At 68.1% G+C, this 17,782-nt stretch carries 16 protein-coding genes; 6 read left to right on the forward strand and 10 right to left on the reverse strand.

Annotation, left to right across the window (positions count from 1 at the left end; all coding sequences use genetic code 11):
- Positions 1 to 8: 8 nt before the first annotated feature.
- A complete protein-coding gene (gene proC, locus AC1REM_RS00415; RefSeq protein ID WP_492512793.1) occupies positions 9 to 848 on the reverse strand; it encodes a pyrroline-5-carboxylate reductase in 840 nt (279 codons plus the stop codon).
- Positions 849 to 957: 109 nt separating this feature from the next.
- Between proC and AC1REM_RS00420 the strand changes: the two genes are divergently transcribed.
- Positions 958 to 1,929 (forward strand): cation diffusion facilitator family transporter, encoded by a 972-nt coding sequence (locus AC1REM_RS00420; RefSeq protein ID WP_492512794.1) that lies wholly within the window; start codon positions 958 to 960, stop codon positions 1,927 to 1,929.
- A 15-nt stretch (positions 1,930 to 1,944) separates the two neighbouring features.
- Entirely contained in the window at positions 1,945 to 2,829 is an 885-nt protein-coding gene (locus tag AC1REM_RS00425; protein ID WP_492512795.1) for an alpha/beta hydrolase, read from the forward strand.
- Positions 2,830 to 2,837: 8 nt separating this feature from the next.
- Here the strand turns inward: AC1REM_RS00425 and AC1REM_RS00430 are convergent, their stop codons facing one another.
- Positions 2,838 to 3,293, reverse strand: coding sequence for a nucleoside deaminase (locus AC1REM_RS00430; protein ID WP_492512796.1), 456 nt, complete (start codon positions 3,291 to 3,293; stop codon positions 2,838 to 2,840).
- A 96-nt stretch (positions 3,294 to 3,389) separates the two neighbouring features.
- Here AC1REM_RS00430 and upp point away from each other — a divergent pair, with 96 nt between their 5' ends.
- On the forward strand, positions 3,390 to 4,022 hold the full coding sequence (upp, locus tag AC1REM_RS00435) for a uracil phosphoribosyltransferase (RefSeq protein WP_492512797.1): 633 nt from the start codon (positions 3,390 to 3,392) through the stop codon (positions 4,020 to 4,022).
- 28 nt (positions 4,023 to 4,050) lie between these two features.
- Here upp and AC1REM_RS00440 read toward each other — a convergent pair whose 3' ends face one another.
- The 3 genes from AC1REM_RS00440 to nadE form a co-directional block, all read right to left on the reverse strand.
- Positions 4,051 to 4,830 (reverse strand): hypothetical protein, encoded by a 780-nt coding sequence (locus AC1REM_RS00440; RefSeq protein WP_492512798.1) that lies wholly within the window; start codon positions 4,828 to 4,830, stop codon positions 4,051 to 4,053.
- Entirely contained in the window at positions 4,827 to 8,321 is a 3,495-nt protein-coding gene (locus AC1REM_RS00445; RefSeq protein WP_492512799.1) for a TM0106 family RecB-like putative nuclease, read from the reverse strand. The genes AC1REM_RS00440 and AC1REM_RS00445 overlap by 4 nt, the downstream gene beginning before the upstream one ends.
- A 107-nt stretch (positions 8,322 to 8,428) precedes the next feature.
- Positions 8,429 to 9,259: an NAD(+) synthase gene (gene nadE / locus AC1REM_RS00450; protein ID WP_492512800.1), complete on the reverse strand. Its 831-nt coding sequence runs from the start codon at positions 9,257 to 9,259 to the stop codon at positions 8,429 to 8,431.
- An 89-nt stretch (positions 9,260 to 9,348) separates the two neighbouring features.
- Here nadE and AC1REM_RS00455 point away from each other — a divergent pair, with 89 nt between their 5' ends.
- Positions 9,349 to 9,906, forward strand: coding sequence for a phosphorylase family protein (locus AC1REM_RS00455; RefSeq protein ID WP_492512801.1), 558 nt, complete (start codon positions 9,349 to 9,351; stop codon positions 9,904 to 9,906).
- Between the two features lie 11 nt (positions 9,907 to 9,917).
- Here the strand turns inward: AC1REM_RS00455 and AC1REM_RS00460 are convergent, their stop codons facing one another.
- From AC1REM_RS00460 to AC1REM_RS00470, 3 genes are all read right to left on the reverse strand, one after another.
- Complete coding sequence (locus AC1REM_RS00460) at positions 9,918 to 12,923, reverse strand: AAA family ATPase (RefSeq protein WP_492512802.1); 3,006 nt, start codon at positions 12,921 to 12,923, stop codon at positions 9,918 to 9,920.
- The gene (locus AC1REM_RS00465; RefSeq protein WP_492512803.1) at positions 12,923 to 14,077 is read right to left on the reverse strand and encodes an exonuclease SbcCD subunit D; all 1,155 of its coding nucleotides are present in this window, start codon (positions 14,075 to 14,077) and stop codon (positions 12,923 to 12,925) included. Before AC1REM_RS00465 ends, AC1REM_RS00460 begins: the two co-directional genes overlap by 1 nt.
- An 82-nt stretch (positions 14,078 to 14,159) precedes the next feature.
- The gene (locus AC1REM_RS00470) at positions 14,160 to 14,714 is read right to left on the reverse strand and encodes a flavin reductase family protein (RefSeq protein WP_492512804.1); all 555 of its coding nucleotides are present in this window, start codon (positions 14,712 to 14,714) and stop codon (positions 14,160 to 14,162) included.
- Positions 14,715 to 14,831: 117 nt separating this feature from the next.
- Between AC1REM_RS00470 and AC1REM_RS00475 the strand changes: the two genes are divergently transcribed.
- On the forward strand, positions 14,832 to 15,521 hold the full coding sequence (locus AC1REM_RS00475; RefSeq protein ID WP_492512805.1) for an ArsR/SmtB family transcription factor: 690 nt from the start codon (positions 14,832 to 14,834) through the stop codon (positions 15,519 to 15,521).
- A 9-nt stretch (positions 15,522 to 15,530) separates the two neighbouring features.
- On the opposite strand, the gene AC1REM_RS00480 is transcribed toward AC1REM_RS00475, so the two are convergent.
- Together AC1REM_RS00480 and AC1REM_RS00485 are read right to left on the reverse strand one after the other, a co-directional pair.
- Complete coding sequence (locus AC1REM_RS00480; RefSeq protein ID WP_492512806.1) at positions 15,531 to 16,262, reverse strand: IclR family transcriptional regulator; 732 nt, start codon at positions 16,260 to 16,262, stop codon at positions 15,531 to 15,533.
- Positions 16,263 to 16,454: 192 nt separating this feature from the next.
- Positions 16,455 to 16,769 carry a GNAT family N-acetyltransferase gene (locus AC1REM_RS00485; protein WP_492512807.1) on the reverse strand — a complete coding sequence of 105 codons (315 nt, stop codon included), beginning with the start codon at positions 16,767 to 16,769 and terminating at the stop codon, positions 16,455 to 16,457.
- A 328-nt stretch (positions 16,770 to 17,097) separates the two neighbouring features.
- On the opposite strand from AC1REM_RS00485, the gene AC1REM_RS00490 reads away from it, so the two are divergent.
- Complete coding sequence (locus AC1REM_RS00490; RefSeq protein ID WP_204938100.1) at positions 17,098 to 17,778, forward strand: winged helix-turn-helix domain-containing protein; 681 nt, start codon at positions 17,098 to 17,100, stop codon at positions 17,776 to 17,778.
- Positions 17,779 to 17,782: the final 4 nt, after the last annotated feature.

The following is a 17,782-nucleotide window of genomic DNA, read 5'->3' on the forward strand; positions in this document are numbered from 1 at the left end:
CGCGCAGGTCACGCGCCCGCGGCGAGCTCCCGCGCGCGTGCGAGAGCCGCGTCCGTCGCCTCGGTGAACACACGGTCGAGGTGTGCGTCCTGCAGCACCGCGATCGCACGCTCGGTCGTCCCCTTCGGGCTCGTCACGCGACGACGCAGCTCCGCCGGATCCTCACCAGACGCAGCGAGAAGCGCTGTCGCGCCGATGAAGGTCTGCTCGGCCATGAGCCGCGCATCCGCCTCGCTGAACCCCTTGTCGATCGCAGCCCGCGTGAACTCCTCGATCAGCAGGAAGACGTAGGCGGGGCCGGATCCTGAGATCGTCGACAGCGCGTCGATCTGGTCCTCCGGCACCTCGATGACGGCGCCGACGAGTCCGAACAGTCGGCGCACGATCGCACGATCCTCCGCAGAGACGTGCGCTGCGGCCGCCAGGCCTGTGACCGCCTTGCCGACGGTCGCCGGAGTGTTCGGCATCGAGCGGATGACGTTCGCCTCCTCGCCCAGCACGCGCGCGAACGTCTGCAGCGTGACGCCCGCAGCCAGGCTCACGACGATCGCGTCCGCGCGCAGGTGCGGGGCGATCTCGGCGAGCAGGTCGGGAACCATGGCCGGCTTCACGCCGATCAGCACGACGCGCGCGGATGCCACGGCCTCGGCGTTGCCGCGCGGGTTGTCGTCCAACGCGATGGCGTGCACGCCATCGAGCCCAGCGAGCGCCTGCGTCTTCTCCTGCGAGCGGTTGGTCGCGACGATGCCTCCGTCGACCGGGATCCCCGAGGCGACAACGCCGTGCAGAATCGCCCCTCCCATGGATCCGGCACCGAGAAAGGCAAGAGAGGGAATCGCGTCGGTCATGTCCTCAGTCTAGAAGCGGAGGTGGTCCCGGCCGAGGGCGATCTCGGCATCCGAACACTCCGGCGCATGCACCCGACACGCGCACCCGCCTCACCCGTAGACTCTCGGCATGAGCGCTTCCGGTGGGCAAAAGGCGATCGTCGCGGCATTCCTCGCGAACATGGGCATCGCCCTGGCCAAGTTCATCGCCTGGTTCCTCTCCGGCTCCGCGTCGATGTTGGCCGAGGCGATCCACTCGGTCGCCGACTCGGGCAACCAGCTGCTTCTGATGCTCGGCGGGCGCAAGGCGCGGCGGACCGCCGATCGCTCCCACCCCTTCGGGTACGGCCGCGAGCGCTACGTCTACGCCTTCGTGGTGTCGATCATCCTGTTCTCGGTGGGTGGCCTGTTCGCGATCTACGAGGCCGTCGACAAGCTGACCCACCCGCACGAGCTCGACCCCGTGTGGTGGTGGCTCCCGCTCGTCGTGCTCGTGATCGCGATCGGACTGGAGTCGTTCTCGCTGCGCACCGCTGTGCGTGAGAGCAACCTGGTGCGCGAGCCTGGGCAGAGCTGGGTCTCTTTTGTCCGTCGTGCGAAGGCGCCGGAGCTGCCGGTCGTCCTGCTCGAAGACATCGGCGCACTCGTCGGCCTCACCTTCGCCCTGCTGGGCGTGGGGCTGACGGTCATCACCGGAAACCCGCTCTTCGACGCGCTCGGCACCCTCGCGATCGGCATCCTGCTCGTGCTCATCGCGATCATTCTGGGCGTCGAGACGAAGAGCCTGCTGGTCGGTGAGGGCGCGACCGAGGCCGACTACGACCGCATCGTCGACGCCATCCAGGCGGGGCACGAGGTCGAGAAGGTGATCCACCTGAAGACGCTCTACCTCGGCCCGGACGAGCTCATGGTGGCGGCGAAGGTCGCGCTCACCGCCGACAAGTCGGTGCGCGAGGCATCCGCCGACATCGACGAGATGGAAGCGCGCATCCGTGCCGCCGTTCCTGCAGCGCGCGTCATCTACATCGAGCCCGACATCTATCGTCCGTCGCTGGACCCTGCACCGTCGACGGATGCGTTCGTACTGAAGTCCTCCGACTGATCACCGTCGCGCGGTATGAACACGGACGACGCGTTCGCGCTGCTGGGTCAGCTGTCTGAGCAGCCGCGGATCTCGGATGCGGCGCGGACGCAACTGCAGGAGGTCGAACGCGTCCTGCGCACGGACTCCCAGGCGCGGCTGCGCAACGCCGTGATCCTCGACGGCGCGCCGTACGCGAGCGTCTCGTTCGGCGATGCGGACGCCGCGGATCTCGTCGTCTATCTGGTGCACGGCGTTGACACCGACCTGACCCGCTTCAGCGTCTGGGCATCCACCGCCCAGCGGCTGTGCGCGGATGTGATCCGTGCCCGCGCGCTGCAGGGTCGATCGACGCGCGTCGCGACGATCGCATGGTTCGGGTACGACTCCGGATCGCACGCGACCGCGCGCGCGACGGCACACGCCACACTGGGTGCCGCGCGGCTGGCCGTGGATCTCGATGCGCTCGTGGCGCGTAACCCCGCCGCGGAGGTCGCTGTCGTCGCGTTCTCCTATGGGGTGACGCTCCTCGGCGAACTCGCATTGCTGGGTGGCGCGGCGCGAATCGATGCGGCCTTCGCGATCGGCGGGGCTGGGATGACCCGGTTCGGTGCCGCGAGCGTAGAGGAGCTCATCGCCAAGGGTTCTCTGGACTTCGCTGCGACCGAAGCACGTGCCGACGTCATCGCGCGGCTCGGTCGTCTCGGCGCTCATCCAGTCGATGCTCGCGACCTCGACGGAGCGGCTGTCTACAGCGCCGACGGCGGTCGGGTGCCCGGCACCGACACGAATGGCGAGCCGACGCAGGGCCATGGAGCGCATACAGCGACCGACGAGTTCGGGGTCACACGGCGCGGGTACTTCGCCCTGGATGCGCAGGCCTACCTCTCGCTCGTCGCGCAGCTGGCCGCCCGCGACTGAGCGGACGGCTACCGACGTTCGGCGAAGAATCCCTGCAACTGGGCGATCGCCGCGTCGGCCTGCATCCCACCGACGACCTCAGCGCGGTACGGGAGCCGACGATCACGCAGCACGTCGTACATCGAGCCCGCTGCTCCCGCCTTGTCATCCCAGGCGCCGAAGACGACCCGGCTCAGGCGCGACTGCAGGATCGCCCCAGCGCACATGACGCAGGGCTCAAGAGTCACGACGAGGGTGCAGCCCTCCAGATTCCAGGAGCCGAGAGCCGCCGCCGCCGCGCGGATCGCGTTGACCTCGGCATGCCCGGTGGGATCGTGCGTCTCCTCACGGGTGTTGCGGCCCTCCCCGATCGTCGCGCCCGTGGCATCCAGCACCACAGCGCCCACGGGAATCTCGCTCGCTGCGGCGGCCTCGGCGGCGAGGGCCAGCGCGCGCTGCATGGCTTCTGCGTCGGGAGCGGTCATGATCTGAGCGTAGGCGACTTCCTGCACGGCGGCGGGTGCGGGGCGTTGTCAGATCTCAGGTCGTGCCGGAGGCATCGGGCGCATTAGCCTAGATGCATGCGCGTTCATGTTGCCGATCACCCGCTGATCACCCACAAGCTCTCGGTCCTGCGCGACGAGCGCACCCCGTCTCCGGTCTTCCGGCAGCTGACCGAAGAGCTCGTGACGCTTCTCGCCTACGAGGCGACGCGGAACGTCAAGGTGACGCCGATCGAGATCAAGACCCCGGTGACAACCACCATGGGCGTCAAGATCTCTGAGCCGCGCCCGATCGTCGTTCCGATCCTGCGCGCGGGACTCGGCATGCTGGAGGGGCTCGTCAAGCTTCTGCCCACCGCGGAAGTCGGATTCCTCGGCATGGTCCGTGACGAAGAGACCTATGAGCCGATGACCTACGCCGAGCGGCTTCCGAGCGACTTGAGCGACCGTCAGTGCTTCGCGATCGACCCGATGCTCGCCACCGGCGGCTCGCTCGCGGCCGCGATCCAGTTCCTCTTCGACCGCGGTGCGCAGGACGTGACGGCGATCTGCCTGCTGGGCACCCCGGAAGGGCTGGAGACGATCGAGAAGCTCGTGGGCGACCGCGACGTCACGATTGTCCTCGGTGCGCTCGATGAGGGACTCGACGAGAACCGCTACATCGTGCCCGGTCTCGGCGACGCCGGCGACCGTCTGTACGGAACGGTCTGATACCGGCTGCTGCGGTGAGTTCGGGCGCTCAGGGTCTATCGAGCCGATAGGCGCGATCCTCGCCGTAGCGGACGAACCCGCAACGCTCGAGGATGGGTGCGGATGTCGCGACGCGCCCCTTCACGATCGCGGTGCGCGCACCGTGTGCGGCGGCGTATCGCAACCGCTCCGCAAGGACAGCACGGTAGGTTCCCCGACCGCGAAACCCCTCCAGGGTCGCGGCACCCCAGAGACGCGCGAAGCCATCGACAAGGGTGACCCCGCCCGTGCTCACCGCCTGGCCGCCGACAGAGGCGAGCACTCGGGCGCCGGCGTTAGCCTCCAGCGCCTCGGTGATCTCGGACAGTTCGGTGTGCAGCCCCTGCGTATCGAGTGCGGTCTGCGCCCATACCGGGACGTTGATGGCGTCGACGGCGCGCACATGGTCGAGCGTGCGCACGATCTCAGCCGACACGTCTGCGGGGACGGGGATGTCGGACCCATCGATCGGGCGCGCGAAGATCGTCACCGTATCTTCATGCACGGCCCCGCGGGTGCGCAGCTCCTCCTCGACATCGGGGGCATCGGCGGGGCCGACCCAGATGGTCAGATGCGGGGCGCCCCACTCGCGAGTGCGCTGCACGGCGAACTCCACGACGTCGTGAGGATCGAGAGCCGAGTCGATGGCGCTCCCCCGCACTCCTCCCCCGAATCGCGGCGGATAGCACACCAGCGCAAGGTGGGCGCTGCTCTGTTCGGCCTCGCGCGGCACCCACACCCACGACGCCGCATTGCGGAGGATCTCCTCCGTCGAGTGCACGGCGCTCATGCAGGCACCTGACTCTGAGCTTCCACACCCACCAGGCGCGCGAAGGCACTGAGTCTCGCGACCCCCTCCGCGGCGAAGGGGAGATCGTCGAGGAGGCCCGGCGAGTACACGAGGTAGGCGACGCACTTGGCGCGGGAGACCGCGACGTTCAGCCGGTTCTGCAGCAGCAGGAACTCGGAGCCGCGCGGTGCGTCGCGCCCGCTGCTCGCGGCGAGGGATGTGATCGACACGACAGCCTCTTTGCCCTGGAAGTTGTCGACCGTTCCCACGGCGACGTCGGGGAAGCCTGCCGTTCGCAGCTCATCGATGATCAGCTGCTTCTGCGCGTTGTACGGGGCGACCACGATGATGTCGGAAGCGGCAAGAGGCCGGGCGACAGGTGCTTCTGCCTCGCTCATGTCGGTGAATGCCCGCCCCACCAGATCACGCACGATCGCGACGACCTGCGCAGCTTCTTCCGGCGACTGGGTCGCATTGCCGCGATGCCGCACGGGAACGGGGTGGAGCCCTGGGTCGATGCCCTCCACGCTGCGCTTCTCGGCACCGGGCGCGGAGGCGAGCTGGCCCGCATACGACAGCGTCGACACGGGTGCGGCGACGGCAGGGTGCATGCGCCACGAACGGGCGAGGAAGTATCCGTGCGACGGTCGGATGACCGGGTCGTCGTGCATGACCCAGCCGAGCGCCGAGGTGTCGACGGGTTCCGGGTGTGTGCCCTGGCTCACCTGGGGAAGCTGCTGGGGATCGCCGAGGAGCAGCACGCGACGGGCGCCCGCCGCGACGGCGATCGTCGAGGCGAGGGAGAACTGTCCGGCCTCGTCGATCACAAGCAGATCGAGCCCGCGGCGGTCGACACGGGTCGTGTTGCTGAAGTCCCACGCGGTGCCCCCGACGACGAATCCCTTGCCGGACTGCTCGGCGATGAACCCCGCCATGCCGTTCTTGCGGATCACGGTGAAGGCATGCTCGGTCGTGGCGTCTTTCGGGGCCTTGGCGACCTGCTGCGCCGGCACGCCCGCCTCGATGACACGATCCAGAACGGTCTCGACGATCGCGTGGGACTGCGCGACGACACCGACGCGGAAGCCGAAGTCATTGACGAGCCGGGCGATCACACGCGAACCGGTGTACGTCTTGCCCGTGCCCGGAGGCCCTTGCACGGCGAGGTAGCTGCTGTCGAGATCGCGAATGCCCCGCACGATCGCCTCGATCGTGTCGTCTCCGGCGGGCGGCAGCAGGTTGTCGGAGCGCGTACGCGGAGCGATGCCGCGCAGAATGTCGGTGGCGGCATCCGTCGGCAGCTCGGGAGCCATGCGCAACAGCCGATCGGCCCATTCTTCGATCGCGCCCTGCTGCGCCGCCGCTGGTGGCGGGGACGCAGGAGCGAGTGCGATCGGAAGAGCATCCCAGGTCTGCCCTCTGATCGCGAACTCGCGGACCAGAAAGCCTCCGTCGAGGATCTCGATGACCTCCACCTCGTGCGGAACGTGGATCACTCGCGACGGCGCGGCGCTGTCAAAGGGGGTCGGCGTCTCGTACAGGGCGAACGGGCGCGCTCCGATGCCGATGGTGCTGCCGGGGGCGAGCTCGCCGCGCAGTTCGACGACGCGGGTCGACGCGCGTCGCCCTTCTTCGACACCCCAGTGCTCGCGCACGACGCTCTCGCTCGGCGCGATACGCAGCACATCGCGGGTCTGATCCCACATCGAGAGCGGCTCGCGCAGACGCTGGTAGTGCGACACCCAGAAGGTCTTCGCCTCACGCGGGTAGTAGTCGAGCGCCGCCGCCGCGACGCGATACACCTGACCGTCACGCCCCTCGTGTGCCGCGTGCTGCGCGGCGGCGAGCAGCGCGAGCGAGAGCGGCGATGGTTCGTAGGGCTTCAGCTCCGCATCGTCCGGAGGAGCAGGCAGCACACCGCTCTCGCGTGCCAGACCGATCATCCAATCACGAAGACGACGCGTCGAAACGCAGTCGTAGCGGTTGTACTCGGCAAGGTCGTCAAGGATTGCCTGGCTGGCGGCGATCTCGCCGGCGCCGGCGAGCTCCCGCGCTTCGACGTACCGGATGATCGACTCATCACCCTTCTGCACGTCGGCTTCGCGCACCTCGGCTCCCATGTACAGGGGTTCGAGCTTCTTGATCGAGTACGACCGCGAACCGACCCGCACCGTGCGCAGCACGAGCGGGTACAGGTCGACGAAGACGCCCTCGCGCAGCAGCCGGTCGACGTCAGCCTCCCCGACCCCGTGCCGCGCCGCCATGGCCGCGAGATGCGCGGTCTCGTAGGGCGCGTAGTGATAGATGTGCATGTCGGGATGCGATGCTCGGCGCAGCTTCACGAATTCGAGGAAGTCGAGCAGCGCCTGCCGTTCTTCGGCGAACGTATGCGCCCACAGGGCCGTGTACTGCTCGGCGTTGTCGATCCATCCGAACAGATAGTCGATACCCCAGTGCTCTTCGTCTCCGGACTCGGTGTAGAGCGGGTCGCCCTCGAAGTCGAAGAAGATGTCGCCCATGCTGGGCCGGGGCATGAGGCTGATCGCCTGTGCGGAGATCAGCTCGAATGGCGGCGCGGTCTGCTCAGACGTCACCCCCGCCTGCAGGCGGGCCTGGTCACGCAGCGCTCGGAAGGTCTCGACGTGCATGCCCTCGGGCGCCGCATCTGCGACGGCCAACTGGTCGATCGTCTCGATGCCCGCCGCGCGCAGTCGCGCACGCTGAGCCGGACGCATCCGCGCGACGAGCAGCAGATCTCGGTGCTGCTCGACCTGCTCGTTGCACGTCGCGCAGCGACCGCACGCGCGGATCTGCAGATCCCCGCGATCATCGCCCCAGGCCAGGGGTTCGCCGTCTGCACCCTCGGCGACGCGACGATCGGCGATCATCGCGCGCAGGCGCGCACGGCGCACGTGGAAAAGCGGAAGCAGATCATCCACCCGATGCGTGCTGATCGTGCCGTCGCCGAGAATGAGGTCGACCTCATCGGAGCGTTCGATGCCGAGGCGATCGAGCTGATCGACATATGCCGCCAGCTGCATGAGAGCAGTCACTCGAGCCTTGCGTGCGAGCTTGGAGTCCTGCACCCGCCATCCTTGCTCGTCACGGAGCAGGAAGTCGGCGAAACCGACGAACTCGTCGGTCGAGAATGCGGCCTGGTAGATGACCGTGGCGTCGGACCGCAGCGCGGCTTCGGTCTCGGCCAGGACCTCGCGCATCGCCTCCGCATCGCCTGCGGACACCTTCGGCAGGGTGACGACGCCCGCACCGAAATCGGCCAGGTAGTCGTCGAGAACACGCAGTTCGTAAGCGTCGCCCATACGCGCAGCACGCTCGAGCGTGACATCTTCAGGCTCTTCGACCGCCGGTACCCGGCCGAGCTTCGCATCCAGCGCTCGCGCCCAGGCGAACTCGCACTCGGCCGCCTGCTTGAGATCGCTCGCGCTCCAGACGACGCTGCGAACACCGCCTTCCGGCTCGACGACGCGCATGCTTCTCCTTCTTTGCGACAGCGGAAGCCGTCGGCGAATGCTTCGACCCTAGCCGCGGCCACAGACACCGGCCGGCGCCCGCACGCCGCGCCGAGACGCAGAACCGCTCAGTCCCCGCGGGTGCGCCACCAGCTGTCGTCCGGGGTGACCGGAAGGTGCCGCTTGTGCGCCGAGCCCAGATACTTCGCCTCGATGAGCGCGGCGGCCTCGGCGTCGATCACGCCGCCCTCGAGGTACGTGTCGATCTGCTCGTACGTGAGTCCCAGCTCGTCCTCATCCGTCCGCTGCGGACGATCATCGAGCAGATCAGCCGTCGGCACCTTGAACGTCAGGAAGTCCGGGGCGCCCAGCGTCTGCAGCAGCATCCGCCCTTGCCGTTTCGTGAGTCCGGCGAGCGGCAGGATGTCCGCCGCGCCGTCTCCGAACTTCGTATAGAAACCGGTCACGGCCTCTGCCGCGTGGTCGGTGCCGATCACCAGCATCCCGTCATGGCCGGCGAGGGCGTACTGCGTGACCATCCGGATCCGGGCTTTGATGTTGCCCCGGTTGAAATCGGTGATGTCGCCGTCGAGTGCCGCCTCGATGTCATGTTCGACACCGTCGACGCCGTGCGCGATGTTGACTTCGACCGCCGTGTCTGCGGCGATGAACTCCAGAGCGGCCGCCGCATCCGCCGCATCCCGCTGCACCCGGTACGGAAGCCGCACGGCAAGGAAACGGGCGGTGAGCCCCTCGGACCGCGCCTGCTCCACCGCCAGCTGTGCGAGCCGCCCGGCGAGAGTGGAATCCTGGCCGCCGGAGATTCCGAGCACATATCCGCGTGCACCCGTGCGGCGCAGATAGTCGACGAGGAACTGCACACGACGCGCCACCTCGGCCTGGGGATCGATCTGGGGCTGCACGCCGAGTGCTTCGGCAATGTCACGCTGCAGTGTCACGATGGACTCCTCGGGTCGGGCTCTTCCCTTAAGTATCCGTGCGCAATCGCCCGGCGGCTCAGGCCGCGCCGACCTGGGACAATTGGACGGTGAAGCTTCTCGTCGCCGCCCTCGCCACTGAACTGTCTGCTTTTCCAGCGGAGATCCCGGGATTCGACCGCCTGGTGACCGGACCCGGCAAGCTGCAGGCGACGTACGCGCTGACACGTGCGCTGGATGCGGCCCGCTACGACGAGATCGTCGTCGTCGGCACCGCGGGAGCGATCGCCCACGACCTGGAGGCCACAGCACACGAGGTCGGCAGCGCCCTGCAGCACGACGTGACGGACTTCGACGGTGTGCTCGGCCAGCACATCTCGTTGCCGGCGCGCGTGCACACCGGACGCGACGGTCTCCTGATCGCGACGGGCGATCACTTCGTGAGCGACGCGGAGGTCACCGCGGTGATCCGCCCGACCGGTGCCGCTCTCGTCGACATGGAGACCTACGCGTACATCTGGGTCGCCGAGAAGTTCGGCCTGCCGATCCGAGTGTTCCGGGCGGTCTCCGACCGGGCAGAGGATGGCGCGCTGAACGACTTCACCGCGGCCCTCGCCCGCTGCAGCGCGCAGCTCTGGGCGCGCGTGCAGGACGAGTACGGCGTCTGAGCTCTCCGCCGTCACGCGGCATCGATCACGCTCGGTCCCTGGCTCGTCGCGCGCACGGTGATCTGTGCGGGGATCGCCTCTTGCATGGCTTCGACATGGCTGATCACCCCGACAGTGCGCCCGCCCTGCCGCAGCTCATCGAGTGTGCGCATGGCGACCTCAAGGGTGTCGGCGTCGAGGGAGCCGAAGCCTTCATCGATGAAGAGGGTGTCGAGCTGGATGCCTCCGGCCCGGGCGGTCACGACCTCCGCGAGCCCCAGTGCGAGGGCGAGAGAGCTGAGGAAGGTCTCGCCGCCGGAGAGCGACTGCGGCGGTCTGCTCTGCCCCGTGAAGGCGTCATAGACGGCGATGCGCAGGCCTGATGCGGCGTTGCGGGAGGCGCGTTCGTCGGAGTGCTGCAGCTGATAGCGCCCCGCGGACATGTCGTGCAGCCGTACGTTGGCGGCGGCGACGATCTCCTCGAGTTCGGCGGCGAGCACGAAGGTCTCGAGATCCATCTTGCGCTGGTTGCCGGTGCCCTTGATCGTGGCTGAGAGTGCGGAGAGCACCTCATGCTGCGCCGTCTGCGTCGCGCTGAGCGCATACTCCCGAGCGGCCGACTCGGTCGTCTCGTGCAGTTGGTCCACTCGCAGCGCGGCCTGCTGGGCGGCGGTGACCGCCTGCATCCAGGCCGTGCGGGCGTCTGCGGCGGCGGTCTCTTCCGCGGTGAGGTCGATCGGCTCTTCGGGGAGCATCCGGAGTTCAAGCTGCAGCAGGATCTCCCGCTCTTTTTCACGCTGCACGCTGTGCGCGGTGATGCGTCGCTCGTGCGCCGCCTGCGTCTCGCGAGGGAGCAGGGCCGCCTCGGCCTGCGTCGCATCGGCGAAGGCGCTGCCGGCGAGTGCGTCGCGCAGCGTCTCCTGCGCTTCCGTGTGGTTCTCGTCGCGGGTGCGATGCTCGTCGAGCGCATCGGCAAGGGCGAGGGCGGCGTCGATCTGAACGGAGACATGGGCCATACGCTCCGCCACGGAGTGGAAGTCGCCGCGGGTATCGGCGATCAGCGCACGCGCCTCAGCGGCGGCCTTCTCGGCGGTCGCGAGAGCTTCGCGCGCCGTCGCGAGAGCCGCGCTGGCTATGGTGTGCTCGGTCGCGATCGCCTCCGCGCGAGCACGGAGCTCATCCGCCCGGAGGTCAAGCGCGACGATCTTCTCCTGCGCATCAACGGCCCGCGCGAGTGCGTCTTCTGCCGCGAGGAGATCGGCGTCCGCCGTCGTCGGCGTGCGCCCCTCAGCGCGCGCCTCCGCAGCCGCGAGCTCAGCACGAACCGCCGACGCGGTCGCTGCCGCATCACGTTCGACAGCCGCTGCGGTGTCGCGCACCGCTTCGGCGTCAGCGACGTCGTCCGCGGTGACGGGATCGGCGTGCGCGGCAGGACGGGGATGCTCGGTCGAGCCGCACACGGCGCAGGGCTCGCCGTCGACGAGGGCCGTGGCCAGCTCTCCGGCGAATCCGTCGAGACGGCGCCGACGCAGCGTCGCGAGCGCGGTCTGTGCCGAGGCGAGCGCGGCGGATGCGTCAGCGACGGCGACCTCGCTCGTTTGCAGCGCCGCGCGATGTGCGTCTGCCTCGACCGCGGCGGTCCGTCGCGCCTTCGCAGCGTCACGCAGTCGCTCGCATTCCTCACGTCGATCGGCGTCGACACGGAGCTGCTCCCGTTCGGCCGCGAGATCCGCCTGCTGCGTGGGGAGAGCCGCGCGCTCCACGTCGATCGATTGCAGTGACTCCGTCGCCGCCTTGACGCGGGCCGCAGCCTCGTGCTGTGTGGCCTCCCGTTCGGCGCTGCGCTCCTCAAGGCCGGCGGCGTGCTGCCATCCGCCGCGCTCGGTCGACCGCTCGCGTGCCCATGTGCGCAGGCCGACGGCGGTGTCATCACCGCACTGACCGTCGGACGCGATCCAGCGCGCACGGGCATCTTCGACCTGCGCGTGCGCCTGCGCGCGCCGATGTTCGGCGGTTCGCGCCGCATCGATCGGTGCGCGCACGGCTTCGGCGGCACGAGCCCGATCGAGAAGATCTCGCACCTGCGAGATCTCGCCTGACTCCTCGTCGAGATCGCGCAGCGCGACTCGCGCGCGATCACGTTCGGTCTGCGCCTGCCGATCTTCACGCAGCACGGTCAGCGCCGCGTCAGCGGCCTGCTGGCGCAGCTCGGCGTCGTCACGTTCGGCAGCCCGGCGCTCGGCGCGGTACCGCAGTCGCGCCACCGCGTGTTGCAGTGCGTCTATGCGCTGCGCTGTGGTCTGCGCGGGGCCGGGTTCGCCCGTCGACGTCGCGCCCGTCGCGTCCGTCTCCGGCCCATCGGGGAACTCCGCCGCGACGACGCGCTCGCCCTCTTCGACGCGGGCGAGAACCGTTGCGTTGCGACCGCTCAGCGCCACCTCGGACGCCCGGCGTCGCTCATCGAGGCGGTTCTGGAAGTCTTCGAAACGCACCGTGCCGAAGAGCCGACGCAGTAGCCGCTGGCGGTCTTTGCTGTCGGCCAGGAGGAAGTCCGCGAAACGGTTCTGCGCGAGCAGGATGACCTGCAGGAACTGCTCCTGCGTGAGCTGAAGAATCGTGTCGAGCTCGTTCGCGACGTCGACCACACGGGATGCGATCCCCTGCCATTCGCCGTCGCAGAGCTGCTCCAGCTCAGCCGCTGCCTTCTCCGTCGTGAGTCCTCCGCCGCGCTTCGCGGGACGAAGGTGCTCGGGTGACCGTGTGACACGGAACCGCCCCGCGGTCGTGCTGAACTCGACGACGACCTGTGAGGGCTCCCCTGGCTCGCTGTGATCGCTGCGCAGGCGCTTCTCGGCTGTGCCGTAACGCGGCACCCCGCCGTACAGACCGAAGCAGACGGCATCGAGGATGCTCGACTTTCCAGCCCCCGTGCGCCCCGCGATGAGGAAGATGCCGTCGGCTGCGAAGGCGTCGAAATCGACGCGCTGACGTTCCCGGAACGGACCGAATCCTTCGACCTCCAGCCGATGCAGCCGCACTAGACGAGCGCCTCGGCGCGCACCCGGTCATCGAGCACCTCGCGGATCAGCGCGCTCTCTTCTGCGGTCGCCCCCTGACCGTCGCGCACGTGCACGAGGAAGGCCTCGATGCGCTCTTCGTCGGTCACGGCCGCGCGCAGCCGCTGCGCATAGCTGCGCTCATCGCTCGTCGCGGATCCCGCCGGCTCATGCTGCACGAGCGCGCAGTGCGGGAAACGCGCCCGCAGTCGCCGCATCGGCTCGGACTGCGGAAGGGCGTCGGTGTAGACCGCGCACACCCAGGCGTCATGGTGGGCCGCGACGTTGTCGTCGGACAGGATCTCATCGAGCGTGCCCGTCAGGGTCACGAGACGCCGTGGCACCGGAAGTTCAAGCCACTCGGCGCCAGAGAGACCCTCGGCGCCGAGCTCGATCAGCCAGGAGCCGCGTGGCTTGTGCTGCTCACCGAAGCTGTAGTGCAACGGCGCCCCTGCGTAGCGCACGGAATCGCTCAGCTGTTGACGGCCGTGGATATGCCCGAGCGCGACATAGTCGGGCCCGTCGAACACCGAGAGCGGCACGACGTCGAGCCCGCCCTGACGCACCTCTCGCTCAAGGCCTGCCGTGGCATCGACTCCCGCGGCGAAGCAATGCGCGATCGCGACGGATCGCCCCGGGTGCGACGCCCGTCCCTGATTCACGAGGGTCATCGCGTGTGCCATCGTCTGCGCCTGCGTGCGCAGAGTGGCCTCGGGCCAGTGATGGCGAACGATCGCCGGTTCGAGATAGGGGATGCCGAAGAAGTGCACCGGCCCGTGGACATCGCTGACCGTGATGGGCGTTGCGATCGCCTGCGGATCGGTGAGGACGTGGATGCCCTCACGCAGCAGCCGCGCCTGAAAGCCGAGCCGGGCCGCCGAATCGTGGTTGCCGCTCGTGACGATCACACGCGCGCCGGTGTCGTGCAGGGCGACGAGCGTGTCGGTGAGCAGCGTGTAGGCGGAAGCGGCCGGCGTCGCCGAATCGAAGACGTCGCCTGCGACCACCACGACATCGACCTCGTGCGCACGCACCTGCGCGACCAGCGCGGTGAGCACCTCGGTCAGCGCCTCGAGCGTCGAGTGCCCGTGGAAGCTGCGACCGATGTGCCAGTCAGACGTGTGCAGGATGCGCATGCTCACACGCTACGGACGGCCTCGGACATTCCGCCCGAGGCGTGCCGATGAGCGCTGGGGAGTGTTGCTGCCCCTCACGCGCTCACTTCTCCGCTCGAAAGTTGACCCCGACACGCTCGCCTTGCGAGAAGTAGTGCCGGAATGTGTAGTACATCGGCTTCCAGACATCCACGTCGACGTGTGAGGTTCCCGGCACGGCCAGCGTCTTGTGCACGTGTGTGCGGAGAACCTTCGCGTGGACCACTGTGGCGTTTCCCTCCTCATCCAGTGGTGTCATCTTCGCGACGCGAGCCTCCATCTGAACCGGGCACTCGGCGATCCGCGGGGGCATCACAATCCCGCTTGGGCGCGGAGTGAACCCGCCGAGCCGCCATTTGTCTGGCTCATACCTGTACTTCTCCTGCTTCTGCGGCGGGACTTCAGCAACCCCCGTCGTATCGGCGATCCTCTCGATCGATTGCCATAGCGTGGCGTCGGGCAGGTTGATGACCAGCTCACCGTTCTCGCGGAGATTGCGCATCGCCTGTCCTGCGTCGCTGAGTCCCAGGACGTAGGTGTCATCCAGAGCCCACGCCGAGGAGATGGGCGTGATGTTCGCCGTTTCGTCGCCGGGCTTCGCCGTGGTGAGCAGGGCCACGGGGGTGCCGAAATAGAACACGGATGGTTCGATCGCAACAGTCGAGTTCATGAGGTCCAGTGTGTGGTGCGAACGGTTCGGTCTGGACCGAACAATGCTGGCGATAAAGTTCTCGACATGGAGGGGACGAGCAGCCCGGAGCTGGCGGCAACGGCCGCCGTCTTCGCCAACGAGGCGCGCGCGTCGATGCTGTTGCTCCTGCTGGATGGAAGGGCATGGACGCTCACTGAGCTGTCCAGGGCCACATGCATCGCCCGATCGTCAGCGAGCGAGCATGCCGACAGACTGCTCGACGCCGGTCTCATCAAAGAAGTGCGGCAAGGACGACATCGCTACCTCCGGCTCGCCGGCACCCACGCCGCTGATCTGATCGAGTCGCTCGCAGCATTCTCCGGCCGCATCCGGCCTGCCACGCAATCGCTCGATGCCCAACATCGCGACCGCGCCATCAGGGAGGCTCGCACCTGCTACCGCCATCTCGCGGGCAAACTCGGCGTTGCACTCACCGACAGCATGCGTGCGAAGGGCTACATCGAGTCCGATTTCTCGCTCACCCCGCCGGGACGAGCCTGGTTGGCGTCGCTCGGGGTCGACCTGCCGAAGCATCCGAAGCGCGCTCTCACTCGTCCGTGCCTCGACTGGACGGAGCGACGTGAGCACATCGCCGGACTGGCCGCAGATCTGCTGCTCGCTACGTTCAGGGAGAAGGCGTGGATCGAACTCGTTCCATCCACCACCCGTGCCGTGCGTCTCACGACGGAGGGACGGGAAGGTCTCGCGAACCTGCTTCCCGCAGACCCCGTCTAGCGATACGACCTAGCCCAGCGCCCGTCCGATACGGTCGGCCGTCTGCTGCATGAGCGGAATGTGGCGTCGCAGCTGCTCGATGTTCTGCACCATGCGCACCGCCGTCACCGACAGCGCTCCGACGATTCCGGCACTGGCTCGGATCGGCACGGCGACACAGTTCACGAAGTCCTCGAACTCGCCGTCATCCACCGCCCACCCCTGCGCGCCCACACGCACGAGCTCATCGTCGAGAGCCTCTCGCGACGTGATCGTCGATTCGGTGTAGCGCACCCACTCGGTGTCCGCGAGGATGGCGTCGCGCTCAGGAACATCGAGATCCGCGAGGATCACTTTGCCGATACCGCTGCAGTAGGCCCGAACAGGCGCCCCCACACGCGAGTACATGCGCATGCCCTGGGCGTCGTCGACCTTGTCGACGTAGACGATCGTCGAATCCATGAGGGCCGCCATGTGCACGGTGTTGCCGACCGACTTGTGCAGCTGGCGCACATAGGACGATCCCGCTTCCCGCAGATCCAGCGTGTTCAGCGCCGTCTGGCCGAGTGCGATCAGGCGCACGCCGAGCGAATAGCGACCGTCTTTGCGGCGGCGCACGAACCCCACGCGCTCCAGCGCCTGCAGTTCGCGGAACATCGTCGAACGATGCAGGTCGAAGCTCACGGCGAGTTCGGGCACGGTCTGAGGGTCGACCGCGAGCACGTCGAGAATTCGCGCGGCGCGGGTCACGCTCTGCGACATGGCTGTACCTCCGAGTATCGGGTTGGTTGCATCTAGCGCAACGCACGTTGCACTCTCCGCCCCAGTATGGAGGAAGACCACTCTTCCTGACTAGGGCCATTCGGGCTCTCCTCAGAGCCCCGCAATCGCTGGTCCTCGGTGCGGCAAAACCGATCCGTGCCGTAACACGACGACACAGGGCGAAGAAGTGCGCTAGGCCGAGCGCTGGCGCAGCAGGTGCGCGCGATCCGGATGCTGCGCGAACCACTCCGCGACGTACCAGCAGACCGCGTCGATCACACGTCCACCCGATTCCGCGATGTCCGCAACGGCACCGCCGACAACCCGCGCGGCATGCCCGTGGCCGCGGAAACTCGGGATTGTAAAGGCTCTGGTGAGGGCGACGGTGTGACCGTCATCGCGGTAGTCGAGAACGCTCACGAGCTGTCCGCGGTGATGCAGCTCGTACCGCGAGGCATCCGCCTTCTTGGTCAGGGTGAACTCGAGATCTGCGTCCTCAACAGCCATCCGACCACGGTAATCGACCCTGACGCAGAGGGGCGCATTTTGACACGCGAGGTCATTCTCAGTCATAATCGCCGCATGACCACCAACGCACGCCCTTTGTCCGCCCAGGAGGCGAACAGGAGTGCCGGCATGATGATGGCCGGCAGCGTTGGCATGTGTTGCCGAATGTGTAGCTGAACGAACAGCCACCCCTTTTGGTTCTCACCGTCGTGATCTTCGACGCGAACCCTCGAGCCGCAACCCTTGTGCTCGCTTTCCCGGCTCGCCGGTCCTTTCGCAACGCATTCTGAGCCCTTCTCGGCTCCTCTCCTTCAAGGAACCCATCATCATGTCGAACTCTGCACTTCTCGAGCGTCCCTCCACCGTCCGCGTCGCTGGCGCCCCCGTCGCCACCGCCGATCTTCCCGCCACACGCTCGCCTCGTGGCTTCGCCCTGTACGTCGGTCTCGACGAGATCAAGGCCGCTGGCGCCGGCGTCAGCCTTCCTCTCCTCGTCGACGCGCTGCGCCGCACGCTCGCTGAACTCGCCCCCGAGGCCGAGACGCACGCCACCGTCGCCCTCGCACCCCTCGGTGCCGGAGGCCGTGACCTCGACGTCGTGCGGCTCGCTCTGCAGGAGCCGGGCGCCATCGCCCGCTCCAAGGCCACTGCCGAAGAGGAGGAGACGGAAGAGAGCGGCGTCGTCGTCGACATCTCCCGCAAGCGCGTCCTCATCGATGGCGACTCGGCCTCCTTCACCTACAAGGAGTTCGAGCTGCTGCAGTACCTCGTGCTGCGCGAGGGGCGCACGATCGAGCGCGCCGAACTCGTGAGCGCCCTGTGGCAGGCGCCCGACGACGAGACGCCCGGCGAGCGCACGATCGACGTGCACGTGCGTCGCCTGCGCGCCAAGCTCGGCCGCTACGAAGACATCGTGCGGACCGTCCGCGGCGTCGGCTACCGCTTCGACCGTCACGCCGACGTCGTCATCCGCTACGGCCACGGCACCCCCTCGCCCGACCGCTTCTGATCCC

The sequence above is a fragment of the Microbacterium sp. GW823-FHT02G05 genome (assembly GCF_058797175.1).

Excerpts from the sequence above, each read along its gene's own strand:
- AC1REM_RS00475 (WP_492512805.1), top strand. The coding sequence starts at position 14,832 with ATGGAGGGGACGAGCAGCCCGGAGCTGGCGGCAACGGCCGCCGTCTTC.
- AC1REM_RS00440 (WP_492512798.1), bottom strand. The coding sequence starts at position 4,830 with ATGAGCGCCGTGCACTCGACGGAGGAGATCCTCCGCAATGCGGCGTCG.
- AC1REM_RS00465 (WP_492512803.1), bottom strand. The coding sequence starts at position 14,077 with ATGCGCATCCTGCACACGTCTGACTGGCACATCGGTCGCAGCTTCCAC.
- AC1REM_RS00480 (WP_492512806.1), bottom strand. The coding sequence starts at position 16,262 with ATGTCGCAGAGCGTGACCCGCGCCGCGCGAATTCTCGACGTGCTCGCG.
- AC1REM_RS00490 (WP_204938100.1), top strand. The coding sequence starts at position 17,098 with ATGTCGAACTCTGCACTTCTCGAGCGTCCCTCCACCGTCCGCGTCGCT.
- proC (WP_492512793.1), bottom strand. The coding sequence starts at position 848 with ATGACCGACGCGATTCCCTCTCTTGCCTTTCTCGGTGCCGGATCCATG.
- upp (WP_492512797.1), top strand. The coding sequence starts at position 3,390 with ATGCGCGTTCATGTTGCCGATCACCCGCTGATCACCCACAAGCTCTCG.
- AC1REM_RS00425 (WP_492512795.1), top strand. The coding sequence starts at position 1,945 with ATGAACACGGACGACGCGTTCGCGCTGCTGGGTCAGCTGTCTGAGCAG.
- AC1REM_RS00445 (WP_492512799.1), bottom strand. The coding sequence starts at position 8,321 with ATGCGCGTCGTCGAGCCGGAAGGCGGTGTTCGCAGCGTCGTCTGGAGC.
- AC1REM_RS00420 (WP_492512794.1), top strand. The coding sequence starts at position 958 with ATGAGCGCTTCCGGTGGGCAAAAGGCGATCGTCGCGGCATTCCTCGCG.
- AC1REM_RS00430 (WP_492512796.1), bottom strand. The coding sequence starts at position 3,293 with ATGACCGCTCCCGACGCAGAAGCCATGCAGCGCGCGCTGGCCCTCGCC.
- AC1REM_RS00485 (WP_492512807.1), bottom strand. The coding sequence starts at position 16,769 with ATGGCTGTTGAGGACGCAGATCTCGAGTTCACCCTGACCAAGAAGGCG.